This window comes from Lactobacillus johnsonii (assembly GCF_013487865.1).
GTDB classification, from domain to species: Bacteria; Bacillota; Bacilli; order Lactobacillales; family Lactobacillaceae; genus Lactobacillus; species Lactobacillus johnsonii_A.
Genome location: NZ_CP047409.1, coordinates 75,711 through 95,812 on the forward strand (window position 1 = coordinate 75,711; position 20,102 = coordinate 95,812).

The window sequence follows — 20,102 nt, forward strand, 5'->3', positions numbered from 1 at the left end:
TTTCTGATAAAATACTATTAGCTTTATAAGTTATATATTATTAAACACGTGAGCTTTGACTATAGCCACTTATATTGTCGTCTACTTAAGTAAGTAAATCAAAAATAATGACTTATTATGTTATTTAATGAATGTAATAAAAACCTGCCTAGATTTCCTAGAATAAAATGAATTACAAAAGAAAAAAAGATTGATTATCTTTGCTATTAAGCATCGATATATCAATCTTTTTTAGTTCGAACAGATAGACTTAGCGGTAGGTAGAAATTTTACATTAGGAAAGAATTATTAATCTTTTACATAACCCGCAATGTCATCGTAGTTAAAATCATAGTTTAATTTCTTACCATAGGCTTTTTCATAAGCCTTTTTCTTTTGCATATAATCAATGTCCCGCATTCTTTTAGCATTTTGATCAACTGTAAGGCGATCAACTGGGTAGATTGTCGGTAAGACGTGAAGAATATAGCGTGTCTTGTGGAATTCTTTACTATTTTTTTCCATTTCTGGAAGATCTTGAATTTCTACAAAGCAGGAGATAATCGGTACCTTAGCCTTAGCTGCGTAGTAATAAGCACCTTTTTGAAGGGGGCGAGGTTTACGGTAGTCATACCACATTTCTTGTTCAGGGTAGATTAAGACCCAGCCCTTTTTATCAAAGACTTTCTGCAAGTGCTTTGGAAATTCTCGTCCTAAGTATTGGTAGCTTTGAACAATTGGAATAGCATTAATGTTATTCATTAAAAAGCCGAAGAAACCTGGCAATTTTAGATTGGAGTCTTCAATTACAACATAGAGCTTTTTATGGCAGCGATTAGCTAATTTTTTAATTGGCAGGCTATCAGTTTGCTTAAAGTGATTAGTCGTTACAATTGCACCATGTTGCGGTCCTTTAGCTCTTTGTTTGTCTTTGATTTGGGTATGAGCCATTAAGACTAAAGTATCAAGATTGATAATAGTTTGGGCGATAATATTTTTAAATTTATGATTCAGCTTTTTTTGTTGCTCCCAATAATCGTTGACTAGTTTGATTCTTTCATCCTTAGTGAGGATCGGATCGCCCAATTCAACTTTAGCGTGCATTTTACCTTTTTTAACGGCTGCCTTGATATTTTCGATAACTTTCGCACGATTTTCGCCGATAATCATAGTTTAATCCTTTCGCCTTTAGCTTTTACATGAGCCCAATTATTGGGATCAACGACGGTGCTATCTTCTTTTTCAAGCATATGATCTAACTTAGCTCGATCTTCACTACGCTCTTCATCAGTATAATTATCTAATTCTGCGCGTAGTTCTTCATAGAAGGGCGTTTCTTTAGCGTACTTCCAGAAGTAATCTTGGTACTGAACGTTATCAAAGTGCCATGGCTTAAAGAACAAGTTATAGTGAATTAAACCTGGATTAGGAAGGGGTTCTGTATTTTCATTAGGCATTGCATCCCAGCGAGGATCAAGATGCAAGATTCGACCATCACCAATTTCATTCAAATAATCTTGATCTGGAGCAATACAGTCAAAATGATACTTCTCAAGCAAGTCCATAAAATGAGCAATAAAACCTTCATCTCTAAAGGCCTTAGAATTTAAGACCAGCATTCCAGAGTTAATATACTTTTTAGGATCAAGGTCTGGGACATCTTTGATATATTTCACCATTTTATCTACATATTGAATAGAAGAATCAGTACATGCGCCAAATAAATTATTGCCTAATTCCGTATTGTATAGCTTAGCAATGTCATCAGTGACTACTGTATCGCTGTCAATATAGATTGCCTTATCATATTGCGGGAAAAGGTCGGGAATGAAGAGGCGGTAAAAGATCGACATTGTGAAAAAGTCAGCCCGAAGATAGTTTTCTTTTCTATCTTGGATCGGCTTTACTAATTTCTCATCAATGTGGAAGAATTCAACGTGTACATGGTCATTACCCAAAGCTGCTAGTTGATCTTCGTGTTCTTTAGATAGATCTTGGTTTAGAAAGATAACTGTATAGTCATTTTCTGGATTAGAATTCTTAACTAATGAATTTAAAGATACTGCAGCATATTTGGTAAAATCATCGCTAATACTATAAAAAACTGGAATAGTCATTTTAATGCCTCTTTATATTTTTACGGACGTAGTCTTTTTAACTTTTGCCCAAGTTACATCTTCATTTTTAATTTCATCGACTTTTTTAATCATCCAATCAAGATCAGCGCGGGCTTTTTTACGATCTTCATCAGTAAAGCTGTCCAATTGTTCTTTTAACTCATCATAGTATGGGGATTTTTTAGCAACATCCCAGAAATATTGACCATATTGAACATCTGCAAAGTGCCATGGCTTAAAGAAAAGGTTGTAGTGAACGATTTTTGGATCTTTGATTTCATCCATATGTTCATTAGGCATTGCATCCCACTCAAGCGGTAAGTGATAGATCTTATCTTCACAAATTTCATTCATATAAGCTTGGTCAGGATCAATATTGTCAAAATGATATTTTTCAATTAATGAATAGAATTTATCAACGAATTTTTTATCTCTAAATTCTTTCATATTGAATAAAATCACACCATTATTGATGTATTTTTCTGGTGGGAAGATGCCTTGGCATTCCTTAATATAAACTTGTAGCGGTTTAATAAATCTAATTGACATATCAGGGACACTCGCAAACATGTTATCGCCAATTTCAGTATTGTAGAGTTCAGCAATATCAGTGCAGATAATTGTGTCGGCATCTAAGTAAACGGCCTTATCATATTGCGGGAAAAGATTAGGGATAAAGAGACGGTAGAAAATAGACATGGTAAAGAATTGTGCTCGTAAATAATTTTCTTCACTATTGTGAATTGGAGCTACCATTTCATCATCGATATGGAAAATATTAACATGAACATTTTCAGTTGAAAGATCTTCGAGACTCTTTTTATGTTCATCACTAATACTTTGGACTAAAAGAGTGATTGTATAGTCCTTCTTTGGATCAACATGATCAATTAAAGACTGAATCGAAACAGCTGCGTAAGGTGTGTAATTATCACTAATTGTGTAAAAAACTGGGATAGTCATTCTCAAACTCCATCTATATAATAATTTAGCGCTGCTTTAAAAGCGGCTTAAGTTCTGTGTACTGCTTAAGTAAATCATCATATTCATGTAATTTCAAGACACTATGAACACGTTCTACATCCCAAGGTTTAACTGTTAAAGTGTGGAAGTAGGGTTTAAAGCGAAAGCTAGTTGTAAAATGTTGGATTTTTGTATCAGGATGGAGCCGGTACTGTTCGTTGTAGCAGCGAGGAGCAATTCTTTTTTTGGTCGCAAGTTTGTTTAAGGCAGATTGGTCGGGAAGGAGCATTTTTTTATCGCTCATTTTTTCTCGAACTTTTGCAAATAATCTTGTCTTTTTAATTTCATTCATATTTAAAAGCAAAACTCCGGAGTTAAGGTAGTCAAAAGTTTTGTGGCTGTGAAGATTATGGAAGAAAAAGCGCCCCCAGAAATCTAAAACACCAACTAATTCCACATTAGTTAAGTCTTGGTTATAAAAATCACTAATATCCTTACGTACAATAATATCGTCATCTAAGTACAAGATGCGATCAGGGATTTGTGGAATTTGGTCCGCAAATAATCTCAGCATGGCATAAGGAGTGAAACGAGTCTCCATATTAGCGCGCGGAGGCTCTTTTTTGAACAACTCAGTACAGTCAATTAATTCAGCAGTGTTGTTTGGATCTTTTTCTTTAATAATTTTTTTGATTAAGTTAAAAGCTTGTTCATTAAAAGCTTCATATCCTTCTGCCTGCATGGTTAAGATATAGAGGTGCAGGGGAGCGGAGGTATTTTTTAATAAAGATAGAGTTGCAATTAAAATACCATCTTCGGCGTGAGAGTCGCCGCAAAACATAATATTCATTTTAATCTCCAATTTCTCGTTTTTGATAGTGATAATATTGATAGCCGCTATTTTTAGAACGCTTTTTTAGTTGATCGAAGACTTGATCATGGAGCTTTTTTTGTTGCTCTTTTTTGGTCAAGGTAGAGTCCGGGAAGAAGGGACCATCAATATAAACAGTAATTTTGGGATGCTTACCAAATTTGCGTTTTTGATAAGTTGTCGTCATTACAAAACTTACTTTATTTGCCTGGACGGGAAAATTAAAGCTGGTTTCTGGAAATGATCGAATACCGGTATAGTAAGGCCAGACATGAGCTTCTGGATAGATTACAATATGAGCATTTTCTTTAGTTAAGGTTTTAACAGCTTTAAGTAATTTGATAGCTTGTTTAATATTTTTACCTACTGGTAATCCCCCGTAAGGTAGGAGCGTTTTTCCAATAACAGGAATTCCCCAATTTGCCTGATTAGCAATAGCATAGTAATTTTTCCAGCCAAATAAGGTTAAAGGCATGAAGACATCGTTAACCATTTGAGTATGGTTTCCGTAAACAAAATAACCTTCATCTTTATATTTAGATAGCTTATCCCTACCTATTACTTTGACATGCATTAGGCCATAAGTAAAAAAATAAGCAAAACCGGCAGCTAAAAATCGCATTAGATAATTAAGTGGCGTGTGTTTAATGATTTGGTAATTATCAGGCAGGGTAAAATCTTGCCTTTTACTTTCAACAACGTCATCGGTTGTGGAATTATAGTAGATAGTATGATGTTTAGATGGTTTAGTATTCATGATATTAATTATAGAAAAAATTTAGAAACAAAAAAAGACACCGCAGATGCGATGTCTTCAAAGATATGGGTGGTCAGGGGATCGAACCCTGGACCCACGGATTAAGAGTCCGTTGCTCTGCCAGCTGAGCTAACCACCCATTGGATAACCAACAGATACTATTATGCCAAAAAAAAATAAAAATGCAAGAACTTTTTTAAGAAAATTGATATAAATTAACAGAAATTAGAAACAAAAAAGACACCGCAGATGCGATGCCTTTCAAAAATATGGGTGGTCAGGGGATCGAACCCTGGACCCACGGATTAAGAGTCCGTTGCTCTGCCAGCTGAGCTAACCACCCATTGGATAACCAACAAATAGTATTATGCCAGTAAAGTAAAGAAAGTGCAAGCTTTTTTTTGCATAAGTTTAAAAAAAGTGGGGAAAACAGTATAATATAGTTATTAATATTGAGGAGGCATCATTTATGCCAAAGAAGATTTTAGTCGTTGACGATGAAAAACCAATTTCTGACATTATTAAATTTAATCTGACTAAGGAAGGCTTTGATGTCGACACTGCATATGACGGCGAAGAAGCTGTTAAAAAAGTTGAGGAATATGATCCCGATTTAATGATTCTTGACTTGATGTTACCAAAAAAAGACGGTTTAGAGGTTGCACGTGAAGTGCGCCAAACTCATGATATGCCAATTATTATGGTAACGGCTAAAGACACTGAGATTGATAAGGTGTTAGGTCTTGAAATGGGAGCAGATGATTATGTTACTAAGCCTTTTTCTAACCGAGAATTAGTTGCTAGAGTAAAGGCAAACTTGCGTAGACGTGACTTGACTCAAAAAGCTACTGAAGATGATGAAGACAAAAATATTACCATTGGCAATCTTGTGATTATGCCTGAAGCTTATATGGTTGAAAAAAATGGTGAAAAAATTGAATTAACGCATCGTGAATTTGAATTACTTCATTATTTAGCACAGCATATGGGACAAGTAATGACTAGAGAGCATTTATTACAAACCGTTTGGGGCTATGACTATTTTGGGGATGTTAGAACTGTAGATGTAACTGTGCGACGCTTACGGGAAAAGATCGAAGACAATCCAAGTTCACCAACGATTTTAGTTACCAGACGTGGAGTAGGATATTACGTTAAAAACCCATCAGATGAATAAGGATCAAAGTCACTAGTGATAGTGGCTTTTTTTGCAATTAGGACCAATGAAGAAAATAAAAAGTGTACTAAATTCTATTAATTTTAAAATCGCAATCATTTTTATGTTGCTACTACTAGCAACGATTGAAGTAGTTGGAGCTTCTTTTACTAGACAACTTGAACAAAATTCAATTCAGAATTTTGAGTCTTCAATTCAAGTGCCAAACATTATTACTAACCAAATTGCCAGTCAATTGAGTAGGGCAAACAGTAAGAGTGCTAATCAGCAGCTAAGCCAGATTATTTCAAACTATAATCTCGGCGACATTAGTCAATTAATGGTAGTAGATAATAAAGGCGTGATCCGAGCTGTTTCAAATGTTAATGATCAGAATCGAATTGGCCAGCGGACTAGTAATGCGGATATAAAAAGCGTGCTTTCAAATGGAAAACAAGTTTCTAAGGTGATTAATGATAATGGAAACTATATGGTGCAAATTTCACCATTAACATCTGCTAATGGAACTAATACGCCTGTGGGAGCTATTTATGTAAGAGCTAGTTTACAGGGTGTATTCAATAATTTACGGCAAGTTTCTATTTACTTTTTGATTGCCTCATTAATTGCGGCTGTTTTAGGTGCAGTAGTTGCCTTGGTAATTTCCCGGGCCATAACTCGGCCGATTGAAGAAATGCGTAAGCAAGCTTTGCGGGTCGCAAATGGAGATTATTCTGGACACGTACGTGTCTATGCCCAAGATGAGTTAGGGCAATTAGCTGAAGCATTTAATACTTTGTCAGTACGAATTGAGAGAACACAAGAGATTTCTGATAGTGAACGACGACGGTTAGATAATGTTTTGACCCATATGACAGATGGGGTTATTGCGACTGATCGTCACGGAAATATTACTATCATTAATGAAACTGCCTTAGACTTTTTAGGCAAAACTGAAAAAGATGTTATTGGAAAACCAATTACTAATTTGCTTGGTTTAAAAGATGTTACAATTCAAGATCTTTTAAGTACGCAACAAGAATTAGTTGTGCGTGTAAATGATAATACAAGAGATGAAATGATTTTACATGCTAACTTTTCTTTAATTCAGCGTGTAACTGGCTTTGTTTCAGGTCTAGTTTGTGTTTTGCATGATATTACGCAACAGCAAAAAAATGAACGGGAACAACAGCAATTTGTGTCTAACGTTTCACATGAACTTAGAACTCCATTAACAAGCTTAAGAGCCTATGTTGAAGCCTTAAATGATGGGGCATGGAAGGATCCAAATATTGCACCGCAATTTTTACATGTTATCCAAGATGAAACTGAACGGATGATTAGGATGATTAATGATCTGCTTAGCTTATCAAGAATGGATCGTGGTGTAGCTAAAATGGACTTAGAGTGGGTTAACTTAAACGATTTTGTTAACCATGTTCTAAATCGTTTTGATATGATGCTGAAGTCTGATACAGATAAAACGCATAAAAAGAAGTATTCAATCAAGCGTGAATTTCCTCACCAAGCTTTATGGGTAGAAATCGATACTGATAAGATGATGCAAGTAATCGATAATATTATGAACAATGCAATTAAGTATTCACCTGACGGAGGCGTTATAACAGTTCGCCTTCTTCAAGCCCAAAAGCATGTCATCTTAAGTATTTCTGACCAAGGATTGGGAATCCCAAGAAAAGACTTAAATAAGATTTTCGATAGATTTTACCGTGTTGATAAAGCTCGTTCTCGTAAGCAAGGCGGAACTGGATTAGGATTAGCTATTTCTAAAGAAATAGTAGAAGCACACCATGGCCGGATTTGGGCAGATAGTGCTGAAGGTTCCGGATCAACTTTCTACATTTCTTTGCCCTATGAAGCAATTAGTGAGGAAGGAGAAAACTGGGATGAGGTTTAAAGATAAAGTTTCTAGAGTTGCATTGCGTGTTAGTTTAATTGTAATGGTTGTCTTATCAATAATTCTATCAGCGGTTATTTGGGGATCAGATGCTCGATTTTCTAGAATTGAAGAAACATCTAATCAAACGCAAACTAAGGATCTAGGGCAGCGTTCTTTAAGAGATATCTATCTCCCAACGCAAACTTTTTATTTTAAAAATAAACAAATGTATCAAGTCTACGATACAAAGAATAATTTACCTTTAGAATTCTCTAAATTAACTCAGTCTTTAAAGCCGCTACTACCAATCCGCGTTTGGTCTAGCCAAACTAAGTATGAAAAAATGTTAAAAAATCCTAACTATATTCAGTTAACATATCCAGATCAGATAACGATTTCATTATTTTTAACTAACGTAAGAAAAACTGATAGTCGGGAATTTAATCGCTTTTTTGTATTAACGACTTCTAGTGACTACATCTATTTAGGTAATGATGAGAACCATACACTCTATCGGGTTCGTTTAAACGATGTCTCATTCAAGACCCTAATTGAGCATATTAGAAACGCTCAAACTCAAATGCCAGTCACTATTGAAAAGGTACATGATGACTATTTACCTTTCTATGAAAAAAATCTAAGCTTGCCAGTTTATAGCTACTTAACTAATGAAGAATCTGATTCATATTTTGTTTATCGCTTGTTAGGATCAAATAATCCGACCCAGCATAATAATGGCAATACAATTACCTACTCTAATGGAGTATATGAACGTTTAATAGCTGCTAAGCATACTCATAACTATGAATATATTGATTATCAACAAGATCAAATTCCTAAGACAATTAGTCGAAAATTAAATGATAGTTTATATTTTGTACGAAAGATTGGTTTATCAGAACCAGATTTAAGATTCTTTGATGCAGACGACAATACAGTTATCTATCAAAATTATGTCGAAGAATATCCAATCTTTTTACCAGGAAAATATAAGATGCGAGCACAGGTAAAATTTGCACCTAATGGGATGACGATTAACTTCAATAGTTTAGACTTACAGATTCCAATTCCAACTAATGGGGAGAAGAAAACTTTAATTCCAACTACTGAGGCCATGGATGAGTTATACCAAAAAGGATATCACCGAAAAGATATTGAAAGAATTATTATTGGATACACAGCTAAATCTTCTAACAGTAAAAATAAGAAATTGGTAGATTTAGAGCCAGCTTATTATGTAAAAATTAATAAGCAGTGGAAGACCTTAGATGAATGGCTTAATACAAATAATCAGTTAGATAGTGCAGGAAAGGAGGGACTAGTAGATGGACTTTAAAAGAATTGAATGGATATTTTTAATTGTATTTATCGGGATTAATATCTTTTTGGGAATTGAGTTATGGCAAACGCCAACTCTCTTATCTGCTGGTTCTACTCCGACTCAGACTGATATTAAGAGTGAGACAAGTGCTGATCAAATTACTATTCCGAAGGTTAATGATAAACAAGAAGATGGATATTATTTGGCGGCTAAGAATGATGACTCGTGGATCAAAAAAGCTACTCAGCAGGTAAAAGGACAAGTAGAAAATAATTCAAGTGAAAATCTTATTTCTGTTCATCTAGATAAGCCAATTACTTTATCTAAAAATAAAAAAGAAGCCCTAAGAGAAGTCATGCGTTTTAAGGATGATAGTCAAAATGTATATCAAGGTAAAAACTATACCTACCTTTCAGAATTATCTGAGGGGGACGATTATATTTTTAACCAAAAGACTAAATATGGAGAATTTTTTGCTGCAACAGCTCGGCTTCATATTAGTGTAAAAGATAATCAAATTGTTTCTTATTCACAAAGTTATGTCGATGGCTTAAATCCTGTTCGTGAACGCCAAAATACAATTAGTTCAAAAGCCGCTGTAGACTCTTTATATACTTACAGTGAATTACCAAATAATTCTAAGGTTATCTTGTTGAAGCAAGTCTATACTAAATTATTAACAGTTAAGGGAAATACTATTTATATTCCAACTTGGTTAGCAGCAATTGAAAATAATACTTCTAAGACAGTTACCTTGAAGCGTGTAAATGCATTTACGGGAACAATTATTCAAAATAATGTTACGACTGATGATTCTAAGGAGTGAAAAAGTTGAAAGTATCAGTTTTATCAAGCGGATCAACAGGTAATTCTACTTTAATAGAAACTAAGCAACATAAAATTTTAATGGATGCAGGTTTATCTGGAAAAAAGACCAAGGACTTACTGGCTCAAGTCGAAGTTGATATTAAAGATATTGATATGATTTTTATTAGTCATGATCATACAGATCATTCAGGTGGCTTAGGAGTCTTAATGAGGCGGTATCCACAAATTTCAGCTTATGCGAATTCCGGTACCTGGAATTATTTAATTGAAAGTAAGAAAATTGGCAACTTGCCCGTTGAACAGATCAATACGTTTGAATCAGGGGTAACTAAAACTTTTGGGGACTTAGATGTAACTAGTTTTGCTACTAGTCATGACGCAGCTGAGCCCCAATATTATGTTTTTAGCAGTGGCGGTAAACGATTTGCTTGTTTAACAGATACAGGATATGTCTCAAGTGCTGTTAAAGATGAAATTAAGAATGCAGATGGCTATCTAATGGAGTTTAATTATGATGACATGATGCTTAGAAATGGACCATATTCTTGGGCTTTGAAGCATCGAATTATGTCTGATGTTGGACATCTTTCAAACAATCAGGCGGCTGATACATTACTTGATGTTGTTTCTTCAAAAACTAAAAACATCTTTTTGGCTCACCGTAGTCAACATAATAATACTCAGTATTTAGCTCATGAGACTGCACATGATTTATTGGTTGCAGGGGATGCAAATCTGCCCGCAGATGTTAAAATTATTGATACCAATCCACTAGAAGCCGGATCACTCACAGAAATATAATTTTTAGCAAATAATTTGACTTGAATTCATAAAAAATTCAAAATTTGTGATTAGGCTAGAGTGAATAGAAAAGGAGAATTTTTATGGCAGAAAATAATACTAAGAACTCTAATAAGCATAATGCTCTAATTAAAACTGGTATTGTAGGAGTGGTTGCAGGATTACTCGGTGGTGGAGTAGCTTATGCAGGTTTGTCTCAAATTAACGGACAGAATGCTCCACAAACAACTGTTGCGCCAACAGCTAAGGTTGAGAAGTCTAACAGTAAGAACAGCAGTCAGATGACTAATGCCTTTAATACGGTAAAGAATTCTGTTGTTTCTGTTGTAAACTTGAAGAGACAAAGTTCTTCTTCAACTAGTGATCCATTTGGTATTTTTGGGTCTGATAGTTCCAGCTCTTCAAAGAAGAATTCTAAATCAGATTTAGAAACTTACAGTGAAGGTTCTGGAGTTATTTACATGAAATCTAATGGTAAAGGCTACATTGTAACCAATAATCACGTGGTTTCTGGAAGTGATGAAATCCAAGTTATTTTAAGTGATGGTAAAAAGGTAACGGCTAAAAAAGTCGGAACTGATGCAGAAACAGACTTGGCTGTCTTAACTATTGATGGTAAATATGTTACTCAAACTGCCCAATTTGGTTCATCTAAGAACTTAGAGCCAGGTCAACAAGTAATTGCTGTTGGTTCTCCACTTGGGAGCGAATATGCAACTAGTGTAACTCAAGGTATTATTTCTGCTAAGAATAGAACAATAGATGTAACTAATTCATCTGGCCAAGTAACTAATCAGGCAACCGTTATTCAGACTGATGCAGCTATTAACCCCGGTAATTCAGGTGGTCCATTAGTTAATATGTCTGGCCAAGTAATTGGTATTAACTCAATGAAATTGTCTTCTTCTAGTGATGGGACTGCCGTTGAAGGAATGGGCTTTGCAATTCCTAGTGATGAAGTTGTTTCAATTATTAATCAATTGGTTAAGAATGGTAAAATTACGCGTCCTAAATTAGGCGTAAGAATTGTATCTGTTGATGAATTAACAGAATATGGCCGCAAGAAACTTGGTTTGCCTGACAGTGTTAAATCTGGTGTCTATGTCGCTAGTGTGACCAAGAATGGTAGTGCAGAGAAGGCTGGTATCAAGGCTCGTGATGTAATTACGAAGATTGATGGCAAAGATGTGGATAGCGTTGTTTCACTACATACAGCTCTTTATGCACATAAGATTGGCGATACAGTAACCCTTCAAGTGGTTAGAGATGGAAAATCACAAGATATCAAAGTTACCTTAAGTTAATTGAATATTATTAAATAGAGATAAAAAAGCTATGATTATACGATTTGTAAGCGGTAATCATAGCTTTTTCTTAATATTTAAAGTGTGAAACCTAATAAAGTTCGTATTTTAAAATTGTCAAGATCTTAGAATTATCGAATAGATTGTGGGAAAATGTGGAAAACTCTGTGGATTGTGCATAAGTTAGCGATAATAAAAATAAAAATGTGGAAAACTTGTGAATTGTGTGTAAATTAAGTCATGATTTTATAAAAGTTGAACGGCTGTTCAAGCCTAGTCTGTAAGGGATAGAGCGAAAAGTTTGGAAAATTAATCAAATTTATAAAAATGTGGAATAAATTTTGTAAAAAAGTTATCCACTTTTTTATAAACCACAATTTGTTGAGAGGTAATTGAGTGAACCACTAAATATAGTTTTTAGTAATCCACAGCCAGGGGAAAACTCATGTGGACGCTATGTCAATTAGGGGATAAAATAAAAAGCTAGATGTGTGAAAGGGATAAATTAGCATGAATATAAAAATTGTCTGTGTAGGGAAATTAAAGGAAAAGTATTTTAAAGACGGAATTGCAGAATATGTAAAGAGAATGAGTCGTTTTGCAAAAGTAAAAATAGTTCAAGTTCCAGATGAAAAAGCCCCCGAAAAACTAAGTCCTGCTGAAATGGAACAGGTCAAAGAAATCGAGGGAAAAAGAATTTTAGATAAGATAAAAGATAAAGAATATGTTTATGTAACTGCAATTAAGGGGAAAGAGCGAACTAGTGAGGCTTTTGCGAAAGAGTTATCTAATTTAACTACTTATGGGCATTCTGACATTACCTTTGTTATTGGAGGAAGTCTCGGTACAAGTGACGCAGTAAATAAGCGAGCAGATGACTTAATCAGTTTTGGTAAATTTACAATGCCTCATCAATTAATGCGCTTGGTTTTAATTGAACAAATTTACCGTGCATTTATGATTAATAGCGGCAGTCCATACCATAAATAATTATTTGAGAAGAAACAAGATTGGTTGAAGTAGTACTATGATGCTACTAAAAATAAGCCAGTCTTTTTTTGTTAAGGCGATCGGAACAATTACACTTCTTTCTTTGTCTTCACGATAGCCATGTGAAATCATTCCATCAGCTAAACTATTAGACCAAGAAATTGCGGCTAAAATTGCTTTAAAATATAAGGCCGGTGAGTAGAAAGATAAATGGTAGTGTCTCATATCCCCAACTAGGCGGATTCGATTCACTTCGGCATGAATTTTGGGAATAACATTAAAGGCAGCTAGAGTTCCATAAGCAAACTTACTAGGTAATTTAAAATTTTGTTCTAGTGAACGAGCTAGAGCAAGAAAAGAAGTCGTTTCAGTGAAAGCAGCTCCTAAAAAGACATAGGCGGAAATTCTCGTAAATAAGACACAAGCTTGATAAAGACTGCGACTAGGAGTGAAGTAGTAAATTGTAATAAAAACTACGGAAGCCGCGAATAAAGGAATGATAAATAATAAAAATAGCTTCTTAAGATTAATGTGCTTAAACAGAAGATAGATAAGACAAGCCCCGATAATAATGAGGTTTGCTCCTAAATTAGGCACAAGTGATATTTCCAGAGAAATAATTAAGATTAAAAATAATTTTAGTCCGGGATTCATTTTATTTACCTCTATTTAGCGTAGAAAAGTTGTTGGCCTTTTAAAACAAGATGATAGTCACATAGATTTTGAATCTGATCGAGCTGGTGACTAATTACGATTAAGCTATGGTTTTCATCTAAGAAGTAGTTCTTTAGTAAAAAAATGACTTCTGAGACGCTTTTTTGATCTAAACCACTAAATGGTTCATCTAGTAATAAAACGTCCGGATAGGCCATTAACATGACGAGAATTTGAAGCTTCCTTTTTTGACCACCAGAGAGAGAATAAACGACTTGTTCATCCATATTTTCTAAATTAAGTTTAGTTAGGATAGACTGAAGTTTAGACTCATTTAGAGAAGGATTTTGATTGTATTTTAAGCTAAAATCTAATTCTTCTTTTACCGTAACATTTAAGAATTGATCGTCTGGATTTTGAAAAATTTGTCCTACTTTTGACAAATAAGGGCGGCGACGCCATTTTTTAACCTCTTTATCTTTAAAGAGTAGTTCTCCCTGATAAGTAATAACCTTGCTTAAGGCCTTAAATAAAGAAGTTTTACCGCTACCATTCTCTCCAGTTAAGAGGGTTGCTTTCCCAGAATAGATTTTTAAATTAGTTGAAGAAAGTAACTCTTTTTCTGGAAATGATAGTGAAAAAGAATTAAAAGAATATACTGATTCTTGCTTTGTATGAGGAAGAGAAAAATTGGTTACTACTTCTTCTTGAGAAGGTAGAGGAGTAGTTTGAATTCTTTGATTTTTGATAGCAAAAATTTTGGGATCGATTTTTTCATAATTAGCAAAGTTATGATCACTAATCAAAATCGTTTTACCTTCTTGATGGAGTGAATCTAAGCAGTTAAGCAGAAAATTTCGATTATGAGAGTCGCAATTAGCAAATGGCTCATCTAATAAGAAGAGGTCACTTTGCATTGCAATTAAGACGGCTAAGGCTACACGCTGCTTTTCACCGCCTGAGAGATGAAGGAAGGGACGGTCTAACAAATGCGAAATATTCGTTTTATGGCTAACCTCATCGATAATCTTTTGAGCAGTAACTCGATCAATTAGTTTATTTTCTAAAGCAAAAATTAACTCTTCTCTTGGTGTTGCCATGGTGAATTGACGATTAGGGTCTTGAAAGACCATACCCCAATTAGTAAATGGCTGAGTTAAAGAGCCAGTAGTAATTTTGCTGGTAGAAGTAGGCTCAAGGCCAGCAATTAATTTTAAAAGCGTAGATTTTCCGCAACCGCTAGGACCAGTTAATAGGGCAAAGTCGCCTTGGTTAATAGTAAAATCTAAATTCTTAAAAATTAATTTGTCTTGGTATTGAAAAGAAAGTTGGTTAATTTTGATTTGTTTGGATGACATGAGCTTTTTCTAAAAGATTTACGATTAATTTTACTAATACACAGGTAAATAAGAGCATGGAGATCCAGCGAACTACAAAGTAGAGAATCATATTAAAGGTTGAAAAATAGCTATAGCCGTTTTTTATGAAATCGTACAAATAAGTGACAATGGTTGTGGTTGTAGCAGATAAGAAAAGCGTAAACCAATCATATCGACGGTAGCTAGTAAAGGTAAAACCTAATTCACTACCTAGACCTTGAACGGCACCAGAAATTAAATTAACAGCTCCCCACTGTTCCCCAGCAATCAATTCAACGCAGGAGCCTAAGAATTCTCCTAAGAAAGCAGAGCCAGGGATGCGAACAAGAAAGCCTGCTAATGGTCCTGCCATACACCAAATTCCCATCATAATGTCATTAGCTAACATCCCATAGCCAATTGGAGTAAGGAGAGCGGTTAGAGCATTATAGAGGCTGTCACTAGCTAAATAAATAAAACCAAAAATAATAGCAATTAAGGCAATTAAGATGATATCTCTTACATGTAATTTTTTCATTTTTTCCTCCAAAAATAAAAAGCCACCTCAAAGAGGTGACTTAAATAAAAGTCTAAAAATAGTCATTTTCCCTACGCTGATATTAATCAAACAGGTTCAATGGGTATATTCTCAGCCCGATAGGCACCCCAGATGTATTTACAGTTTAAGCTTACGCTTAATAAGACTAAAAGACAATTAAAAATAATAAAAAGGTTATAATTAAAACAGAATAGAATCAAAGGGGACTGATTGAGATGGCAACAGCGACATTAAAAAATTATTTATTAAGTTTAATGCAAAATAATCAAGCTAGTGAAGTAGAGCTTCGAACCCAGAATTTTTTGTCCTACCATCTTTATTTAGAAGGGATGCATTATGACTTTATTGAATATCAGTCCGGAAGTAGTCAATTAATATATTGCCTTGCAGGTAAATGTGAAGTACAGGTAGGGAAGCAAAGCTTTTCTTTAACGAGTGGAAACATCTTATTAATTGAAAAAGATAGCGCGTATGCAATCAAGCTTAGTGACAAGAATACAGTAATTATAAAATTTAAGCTAACTAGCGATTTTTCATGGGATGAGCAAATAGAAAACGTAACAATTGATACTCCCACTGAAGAGAAACTAAGTACCCTATTTTTAAAGAATTTATCTCAGGATAAAGCCTTTTTATTTACAACGACGTCAGTAATGTGGAGTAGCCAAAGTATCAGAGAGATAGTGCAAGATGATCTTAATCATGCGGCATTTAATAGTACAATTGGATTAGAGTTACTTAAAGTAATGATTTTGCGCAATTTACGTGAGCAGAACTTTAAATTGAGTGAAAAAAGAGAAAATAAGTTTAAGGATGAGACCTTAGATCAGTACATTGACCAGCACTATAATGACATTACGCTAGCAGAAGCGGCTGAATATTTTGGTTTTAATCGAAATTACTTCTCTACAATGGTAAAAGAAAAAACTGGTAAGAGTTTTGTGGAACATGTTGACGATCGGCGTATGAGAGAGGCTAGAAGACTGCTCGCTAAGCCAAATGTATCGTTAAAAGAAATAATTGAAACTATTGGTTATTCAAGTAAGTCATTTTTCTATAAAAAATTTAAGCATTATTATGGAATGACACCAGCAGAAATGAGAAAGAGATTATTTAGAGAAGCTCATATTAATTTGAAATAGGTATGTAAAAAGGGATGCTTTTAGAATAATTATATAGATGAAGAATAATACGACCAGAATAAAGTACAGCGCCTATTTGAAGAAAAGATAACTATTTACTCTGCTTTTGGCAGAGTTTTTTATTATACTAGCAATATAATTAATAAAAAAATAATATTGAAAAATTCATTAAATATAAATATAATACTAATTAATAAATGAGAAAGGACAATTAATATGAAAGTAAGAAAAAGTCTATTAACTCTTGGTACTGTAGTCGTATTGGGATTAAGTGCCTCTATCGTTTCTTCTAATAAAGTTTCAGCAGCTGAAGTAGGAAAGAATGAAACTGTTGCCTTTAATGTTAAAGAAAATGTATTAAGTTTTAATCAAAAACAGCTTTTCTTAGAAAGTAAAGCCGGTGGATGGCTTAATCATACTGCTCATACTGGTTACTGGGGTGGAGGTCCTTTGGGTGGTGGAGAAAGTCCAACCAATCCAATAAGAGACTATTATCCTTGGAGATAAGGAAAAATCAGTTTAGTTAGTTTACTTATAAAAACTTCAAATATTACTTCAAAGGAGAACCTTGATTTACAGGGTACTCCTTTTTATATATTTGTATAAAAAGCTCGAATAGAAAAGGAACTACATGTTAATGAAACAAAGTATATATTCTAAAGTTTTAACAACACAGGTAGCACTAAATATAGTACTAATGCTATTTATATTTAACCAAATGAATATCTTCTTCTTTGTTTTTCAAGAGATTCTTTTGATATTAAGCCTACTACTGAAAAAGAAAAATATTTTTTTAAGTATAGTATTCTTACCTTTTATTTTTATGTATAGTTATGGTCTGGCACTTTATACAGTAGTTCAAAAGAATTCAAGGCTAGCTGTACCCATATATATAGTTTATTTTATTGGGATGCTTTTAATTTTGATACCTATTGTTAAAGAAAAATTTGGAAAAATAAAACAAGAGTTATTGAGGCTAATAGCTCTAATTTGGCTTGTTGTGGTAACTTTACATACAGTCGGAATCTTTCGAATAGTTACTAAAAAAGAAAATGAATTATTGTATGCAATAAATGCAAGTGGCATTGTGTATTCATTTGTGACATTTATTTGTGTATATACTGTTTAAAATATGGGGATATAATTTTTACTTTAATCTTCACGTAAAAAATATGGGTATAAGATACTATAGTATATTTATATTGGCACTTTTATTTGTCATTTGGTATTCGTTCTTCTCTGTATTTTTGGGTTTAGCTCAATCAAGTGATGAAATTTTTAATAATTGGAATTTTTCTCTGATAAATCCAAGATATTCTGCGACATATCAAAGTAGTATAGAAGTTATATTGAATGCTTTGGAGCCTGCTATTTCCGAAGAAATAGTAAGATATGGATATATTATAATTTTATTAACTATTTTGAAAAATAGAAAATATCAATTGCAATGGTCAATATTTATAAGTGCTGTATTCTTTGCTTTAAGTCACATTAGCAATTTTTTTAATACAGATCAAGCATTTGATAACGTTATTTCTCAAATTATAGTAGCACTTGGATTAGGTTGTTTTTTAGGTGTCTTGCTATTATATACAGGTAAAATATGGATAAATATTTTAATTCATTTTTGCTTTGACTTTTTAGTTTTTTCGATAACCGATATAGGATATTTGACGGTAAGTGTATTTAGACAAAATAATGGCTGGATATTAAAATCGGGGATACAATTATGCATTTTACTAGTTGTGTCTTATCTATTAATGTCTTTGAATAAAAATATATTAAAAAATAATATTGAAAAATTAGTTGGGTAGCATGAAAAAAGCGAGCAATACATTCTTTACAATATAGAGAACGTATTGTTCGCTTCTTTGTTTGGAGAGATAATTTTTCCAGACACTTATTACATATTTTTTAATCTCTTAATTCGATCCGCAGTAGGCGGGTGAGTATCAAAGAGTGAGCTTAACCCACGATTATGAAGTGGAGTTTCAATGTAGAGCCCAGCACTTGATGGATCTGGATCTTTCATTGGCTCACTGTTAGAAATCTTCTCTAAAGCTGAAATTAGGCCTTGTGGATTCCTAGTAAGTTCTACTGAGCCCGCATCAGCCAGATATTCTCGATTACGAGACAGAGCCATTTGGGCAAGTCCTGCAGCAAGTGGTCCTAAAATTAGGGTAAAAACAATTGCTACTACCTTAAAAATTGCTTCTAAAGGACTTGAGTCTCGGTCATCGCGGTCTGAATTGCCGCCCCACCACCAAATGCGAGAGGCGAAGTTAGAAATAAAAGAAATTACTGCTACTAGTGCAACTCCAATAGTTGAAACTAAGATATCATAATTTCTAATATGAGAAATTTCATGACCTAAAACGCCCTCTAACTCACTTCTATTTAATCGTTCTCGTAAGCCAGTTGTAACGGCAACATAACTATGCTTAGGATCTCGTCCAGTCGTAAAAGCATTCGGGCTTGGATCATTGATAATAAAAACTCTTGGCATCGGAACTTGTCCAGACAGAGCCATATCTTCAACAATGTGCCAAAGTTCTGGATCGTCTTCTTCATGAATCTCTCGGCCGTGATTCATGCTCATCACTAGGTTTCCAGGATTTTGAAGAACAATAAAAAGATAAATTAAACTACCAATAAGAGCAATGGCGATTCCGGAAAAAGGTTCGCCATTAATTAAGTATCCTAACCCACCACCAACAAGAGCTAGAATAATAACGAATATAACAAGCAAAAATGCTGTTTTACGCTTATTGCGTGCTATTTGTTGATAGAGCATTAATTAACCTAAAATTTGACTTGAGGAACGGCCTTTTCTTCAGTTGGTGTTTGAAGATAGTCCATTTTCTTAAAGCCATGCATCTTAGCTACTAAGTTAGATGGGAAAGTTAGTAACTTCTCATTAAACATAGCAACTGTTGAGTTATAAAGTTGACGTGAGTAGGCAATCTTATTTTCAGTATTAGTAAGTTCTTCTTGAAGTGCTAAGAAGTTTTGGTTTGCTTTTAAGTCAGGATAATTTTCAGCTAAAGCAAAAATACTCTTCAACGAATCAGTAATTTGATTAGAAAGTTTATTAGCTTCTTCGTGATCAGAAGATGGAAGATTTACTAATTGGTTTCTTAATGAAACTACTTTTTCTAAAGTGCCGCTTTCGTGCTTAGCATAACCCTTAACTGTTTCAACTAAGTTAGGGATTAAGTCATTACGACGCTTTAATTGAACATCAATTTGGCTCCAAGCTTCATCGGCATGCACCTTAGCTTTTTGTAAGCCGTTATAGATGCCAATATAAATAGCTACCAATAAAATTAAAATAATGATAATAATCCAGGTTAAACTCATAAACTGAATCCTTTCTCTATATCATAAATATTAAGCTAAAAT

The 20,102-nt window shown here is 34.0% G+C and carries 21 protein-coding genes, 2 tRNA genes and 1 riboswitch; of the genes, 11 read left to right on the forward strand and 12 right to left on the reverse strand.

What is annotated here, in order from left to right:
* Window positions 1-288 precede the first annotated feature (288 nt).
* From GTO82_RS00325 to GTO82_RS00355, 7 genes are all read right to left on the reverse strand, one after another.
* A complete protein-coding gene (locus tag GTO82_RS00325; RefSeq protein WP_180873375.1) occupies window positions 289-1,149 on the reverse strand; it encodes a lysophospholipid acyltransferase family protein in 861 nt (286 codons plus the stop codon).
* On the reverse strand, window positions 1,146-2,096 hold the full coding sequence (locus tag GTO82_RS00330) for a glycosyltransferase family 8 protein (protein ID WP_180873376.1): 951 nt from the start codon (window positions 2,094-2,096) through the stop codon (window positions 1,146-1,148). The genes GTO82_RS00325 and GTO82_RS00330 overlap by 4 nt, the downstream gene beginning before the upstream one ends.
* 12 nt (window positions 2,097-2,108) lie before the next feature.
* The gene (locus GTO82_RS00335; protein WP_004896234.1) at window positions 2,109-3,059 is read right to left on the reverse strand and encodes a glycosyltransferase family 8 protein; all 951 of its coding nucleotides are present in this window, start codon (window positions 3,057-3,059) and stop codon (window positions 2,109-2,111) included.
* A 25-nt stretch (window positions 3,060-3,084) separates the two neighbouring features.
* The gene (locus tag GTO82_RS00340; protein ID WP_180873377.1) at window positions 3,085-3,909 is read right to left on the reverse strand and encodes a glycosyltransferase family 8 protein; all 825 of its coding nucleotides are present in this window, start codon (window positions 3,907-3,909) and stop codon (window positions 3,085-3,087) included.
* 1 nt (window position 3,910) lies between these two features.
* Entirely contained in the window at window positions 3,911-4,687 is a 777-nt protein-coding gene (locus tag GTO82_RS00345; RefSeq protein WP_180873378.1) for a 1-acyl-sn-glycerol-3-phosphate acyltransferase, read from the reverse strand.
* 66 nt (window positions 4,688-4,753) lie between these two features.
* Window positions 4,754-4,826 (reverse strand) — tRNA-Lys (locus tag GTO82_RS00350).
* 131 nt (window positions 4,827-4,957) lie between these two features.
* Window positions 4,958-5,030: transfer RNA gene (locus tag GTO82_RS00355), tRNA-Lys, on the reverse strand.
* 126 nt (window positions 5,031-5,156) lie between these two features.
* Here GTO82_RS00355 and yycF point away from each other — a divergent pair.
* The 7 genes from yycF (at window position 5,157) to rlmH (ending at window position 12,987) form a co-directional block, all read left to right on the forward strand.
* Complete coding sequence (gene yycF, locus GTO82_RS00360) at window positions 5,157-5,864, forward strand: response regulator YycF (RefSeq protein WP_004896231.1); 708 nt, start codon at window positions 5,157-5,159, stop codon at window positions 5,862-5,864.
* 46 nt (window positions 5,865-5,910) lie between these two features.
* Window positions 5,911-7,761, forward strand: a complete 1,851-nt coding sequence (walK, locus tag GTO82_RS00365) for a cell wall metabolism sensor histidine kinase WalK (protein WP_011161302.1) — start codon at window positions 5,911-5,913, stop codon at window positions 7,759-7,761.
* On the forward strand, window positions 7,751-9,079 hold the full coding sequence (locus GTO82_RS00370; protein WP_094497627.1) for a YycH family regulatory protein: 1,329 nt from the start codon (window positions 7,751-7,753) through the stop codon (window positions 9,077-9,079). Before walK ends, GTO82_RS00370 begins: the two co-directional genes overlap by 11 nt.
* Window positions 9,069-9,890, forward strand: a complete 822-nt coding sequence (locus GTO82_RS00375) for a two-component system regulatory protein YycI (protein ID WP_180873379.1) — start codon at window positions 9,069-9,071, stop codon at window positions 9,888-9,890. Before GTO82_RS00370 ends, GTO82_RS00375 begins: the two co-directional genes overlap by 11 nt.
* A 5-nt stretch (window positions 9,891-9,895) precedes the next feature.
* Complete coding sequence (locus GTO82_RS00380; RefSeq protein WP_180873380.1) at window positions 9,896-10,693, forward strand: MBL fold metallo-hydrolase; 798 nt, start codon at window positions 9,896-9,898, stop codon at window positions 10,691-10,693.
* An 83-nt stretch (window positions 10,694-10,776) separates the two neighbouring features.
* Complete coding sequence (locus GTO82_RS00385) at window positions 10,777-11,997, forward strand: S1C family serine protease (RefSeq protein ID WP_053106806.1); 1,221 nt, start codon at window positions 10,777-10,779, stop codon at window positions 11,995-11,997.
* Between the two features lie 510 nt (window positions 11,998-12,507).
* Window positions 12,508-12,987: a 23S rRNA (pseudouridine(1915)-N(3))-methyltransferase RlmH gene (gene rlmH, locus GTO82_RS00390; protein ID WP_004896221.1), complete on the forward strand. Its 480-nt coding sequence runs from the start codon at window positions 12,508-12,510 to the stop codon at window positions 12,985-12,987.
* On the opposite strand, the gene GTO82_RS00395 is transcribed toward rlmH, so the two are convergent.
* The 3 genes from GTO82_RS00395 to GTO82_RS00405 are packed head-to-tail and all read right to left on the reverse strand — an operon-like array spanning window position 12,988 to window position 15,537.
* Window positions 12,988-13,641, reverse strand: a complete 654-nt coding sequence (locus tag GTO82_RS00395) for an energy-coupling factor transporter transmembrane component T family protein (protein ID WP_180873381.1) — start codon at window positions 13,639-13,641, stop codon at window positions 12,988-12,990.
* An 11-nt stretch (window positions 13,642-13,652) separates the two neighbouring features.
* A complete protein-coding gene (locus GTO82_RS00400) occupies window positions 13,653-14,999 on the reverse strand; it encodes an ATP-binding cassette domain-containing protein (protein ID WP_061400885.1) in 1,347 nt (448 codons plus the stop codon).
* Complete coding sequence (locus GTO82_RS00405; RefSeq protein WP_004896208.1) at window positions 14,974-15,537, reverse strand: ECF transporter S component; 564 nt, start codon at window positions 15,535-15,537, stop codon at window positions 14,974-14,976. The genes GTO82_RS00400 and GTO82_RS00405 overlap by 26 nt, the downstream gene beginning before the upstream one ends.
* A 50-nt stretch (window positions 15,538-15,587) precedes the next feature.
* A riboswitch (TPP riboswitch) is annotated at window positions 15,588-15,678 on the reverse strand.
* 95 nt (window positions 15,679-15,773) lie between these two features.
* Here GTO82_RS00405 and GTO82_RS00410 point away from each other — a divergent pair.
* The 4 genes from GTO82_RS00410 (at window position 15,774) to GTO82_RS00425 (ending at window position 18,514) form a co-directional block, all read left to right on the forward strand.
* On the forward strand, window positions 15,774-16,700 hold the full coding sequence (locus tag GTO82_RS00410; protein WP_180873382.1) for an AraC family transcriptional regulator: 927 nt from the start codon (window positions 15,774-15,776) through the stop codon (window positions 16,698-16,700).
* Window positions 16,701-16,916: 216 nt separating this feature from the next.
* A complete protein-coding gene (locus GTO82_RS00415; protein ID WP_069168803.1) occupies window positions 16,917-17,207 on the forward strand; it encodes a hypothetical protein in 291 nt (96 codons plus the stop codon).
* A gap of 124 nt (window positions 17,208-17,331) precedes the next feature.
* Window positions 17,332-17,829, forward strand: coding sequence for a hypothetical protein (locus tag GTO82_RS00420; RefSeq protein WP_180873383.1), 498 nt, complete (start codon window positions 17,332-17,334; stop codon window positions 17,827-17,829).
* A gap of 73 nt (window positions 17,830-17,902) precedes the next feature.
* Entirely contained in the window at window positions 17,903-18,514 is a 612-nt protein-coding gene (locus GTO82_RS00425) for a CPBP family intramembrane glutamic endopeptidase (RefSeq protein ID WP_180873384.1), read from the forward strand.
* Between the two features lie 89 nt (window positions 18,515-18,603).
* On the opposite strand, the gene htpX is transcribed toward GTO82_RS00425, so the two are convergent.
* Window positions 18,604-19,494: a zinc metalloprotease HtpX gene (gene htpX, locus GTO82_RS00430; RefSeq protein ID WP_180873385.1), complete on the reverse strand. Its 891-nt coding sequence runs from the start codon at window positions 19,492-19,494 to the stop codon at window positions 18,604-18,606.
* Window positions 19,495-19,502: 8 nt separating this feature from the next.
* Window positions 19,503-20,060: a LemA family protein gene (locus GTO82_RS00435; protein WP_180873386.1), complete on the reverse strand. Its 558-nt coding sequence runs from the start codon at window positions 20,058-20,060 to the stop codon at window positions 19,503-19,505.
* Window positions 20,061-20,102: the final 42 nt, after the last annotated feature.

Coding starts and splice junctions, on each gene's coding strand:
- GTO82_RS00325 (WP_180873375.1), bottom strand. CDS start 1,149: ATGATTATCGGCGAAAATCGTGCGAAAGTTATCGAAAATATCAAGGCA.
- GTO82_RS00330 (WP_180873376.1), bottom strand. CDS start 2,096: ATGACTATTCCAGTTTTTTATAGTATTAGCGATGATTTTACCAAATAT.
- GTO82_RS00335 (WP_004896234.1), bottom strand. CDS start 3,059: ATGACTATCCCAGTTTTTTACACAATTAGTGATAATTACACACCTTAC.
- GTO82_RS00340 (WP_180873377.1), bottom strand. CDS start 3,909: ATGAATATTATGTTTTGCGGCGACTCTCACGCCGAAGATGGTATTTTA.
- GTO82_RS00345 (WP_180873378.1), bottom strand. CDS start 4,687: ATGAATACTAAACCATCTAAACATCATACTATCTACTATAATTCCACA.
- yycF (WP_004896231.1), top strand. CDS start 5,157: ATGCCAAAGAAGATTTTAGTCGTTGACGATGAAAAACCAATTTCTGAC.
- walK (WP_011161302.1), top strand. CDS start 5,911: ATGAAGAAAATAAAAAGTGTACTAAATTCTATTAATTTTAAAATCGCA.
- GTO82_RS00370 (WP_094497627.1), top strand. CDS start 7,751: ATGAGGTTTAAAGATAAAGTTTCTAGAGTTGCATTGCGTGTTAGTTTA.
- GTO82_RS00375 (WP_180873379.1), top strand. CDS start 9,069: ATGGACTTTAAAAGAATTGAATGGATATTTTTAATTGTATTTATCGGG.
- GTO82_RS00385 (WP_053106806.1), top strand. CDS start 10,777: ATGGCAGAAAATAATACTAAGAACTCTAATAAGCATAATGCTCTAATT.
- rlmH (WP_004896221.1), top strand. CDS start 12,508: ATGAATATAAAAATTGTCTGTGTAGGGAAATTAAAGGAAAAGTATTTT.
- GTO82_RS00395 (WP_180873381.1), bottom strand. CDS start 13,641: ATGAATCCCGGACTAAAATTATTTTTAATCTTAATTATTTCTCTGGAA.
- GTO82_RS00400 (WP_061400885.1), bottom strand. CDS start 14,999: ATGTCATCCAAACAAATCAAAATTAACCAACTTTCTTTTCAATACCAA.
- GTO82_RS00405 (WP_004896208.1), bottom strand. CDS start 15,537: ATGAAAAAATTACATGTAAGAGATATCATCTTAATTGCCTTAATTGCT.
- GTO82_RS00410 (WP_180873382.1), top strand. CDS start 15,774: ATGGCAACAGCGACATTAAAAAATTATTTATTAAGTTTAATGCAAAAT.
- GTO82_RS00415 (WP_069168803.1), top strand. CDS start 16,917: ATGAAAGTAAGAAAAAGTCTATTAACTCTTGGTACTGTAGTCGTATTG.
- GTO82_RS00420 (WP_180873383.1), top strand. CDS start 17,332: ATGTTAATGAAACAAAGTATATATTCTAAAGTTTTAACAACACAGGTA.
- htpX (WP_180873385.1), bottom strand. CDS start 19,494: ATGCTCTATCAACAAATAGCACGCAATAAGCGTAAAACAGCATTTTTG.
- GTO82_RS00435 (WP_180873386.1), bottom strand. CDS start 20,060: ATGAGTTTAACCTGGATTATTATCATTATTTTAATTTTATTGGTAGCT.